Source organism: Streptomyces sp. NPDC033845 (assembly GCF_055576225.1).
Genome location: NZ_JBVIRI010000081.1, coordinates 1 through 1,308 on the forward strand (window position 1 = coordinate 1; position 1,308 = coordinate 1,308).

1 protein-coding gene is annotated in these 1,308 nt (G+C 70.5%); it reads left to right on the plus strand.

Going from position 1 to position 1,308, the window contains the following annotated elements:
• A partial coding sequence (locus ACZ50K_RS37900) for an ATP-binding protein (RefSeq protein ID WP_468912041.1) occupies positions 1-1,308 on the plus strand: 1,308 nt, incomplete at both ends.

Here is a 1,308-nt window from a genome sequence, read left to right on the forward strand (position 1 = left end):
GTCTCCACCGACTACGACACCTCCGACCGCCTCTACTTCGAGCCCCTCACCCTCGAAGACGTCCTGGAGATCGTCCACGCCGAGTCCCTGGCCGGACCCATCGCCGGTGTGATCGTCCAGCTCGGCGGCCAGACCCCCCTGGGCCTGGCCCAGGCCCTGAAGGACAACGGCGTCCCCGTCGTCGGCACCCCCCCGGAGGCCATCCACGCCGCCGAGGACCGCGGCGCCTTCGGCCAGGTCCTCGCCGAAGCCGGCCTGCCCGCCCCCAAGCACGGCACCGCCACCACCTTCGCCGCCGCCAAGGCCATCGCCGACGAGATCGGCTACCCCGTCCTGGTCCGCCCCTCCTACGTGCTCGGCGGACGCGGCATGGAGATCGTCTACGACGAGACCCGCCTGGAGTCCTACATCGCCGAGTCCACCGAGATCTCCCCCACCCGCCCCGTGCTGGTGGACCGCTTCCTCGACGACGCCATCGAGATCGACGTCGACGCCCTCTACGACGGCCACGAGCTCTACCTCGGCGGCGTCATGGAACACATCGAGGAAGCCGGCATCCACTCCGGCGACTCCGCCTGCGCCCTGCCCCCCATCACCCTGGGCGGCTACGACATCAAACGGCTGCGGACCTCCACCGAGGCCATCGCCAAGGGCGTCGGCGTCCGCGGACTGATCAACATCCAGTTCGCCATGGCCGGGGACATCCTCTACGTCCTGGAAGCCAACCCCCGCGCCTCCCGGACCGTGCCCTTCACCTCCAAGGCCACCGCCGTCCCCCTCGCCAAGGCCGCCGCCCGCATCTCCCTGGGCGCCACCATCGCCGAACTCCGCACCGAGGGCCTCCTGCCCAAGACCGGGGACGGCGGGACCCTGCCCATCGACGCGCCGATCTCCGTCAAGGAAGCCGTCATGCCCTGGTCCCGGTTCCGCGACATCCACGGCCGCGGCGTCGACACCGTCCTGGGCCCCGAGATGCGCTCCACCGGCGAGGTCATGGGCATCGACGCCGTCTTCGGCACCGCCTACGCCAAATCCCAGGCCGGCGCCTACGGCCCGCTGCCCACCAAGGGCCGCGCCTTCATCTCCGTCGCCAACCGCGACAAACGCTCCATGATCTTCCCCGCCCGGGAACTGGTCGCCCACGGCTTCGAGCTGATGGCCACCTCCGGCACCGCCGAGGTCCTGCGCCGCAACGGCATCAACGCCACCATCGTCCGCAAACTCAGCGACGGCGAAGGCCCCGACGGCGAGAAGACCATCGTCCAGCTCATCCACGACGGCCAGGTCGACCTCATCGTCAACACCCCG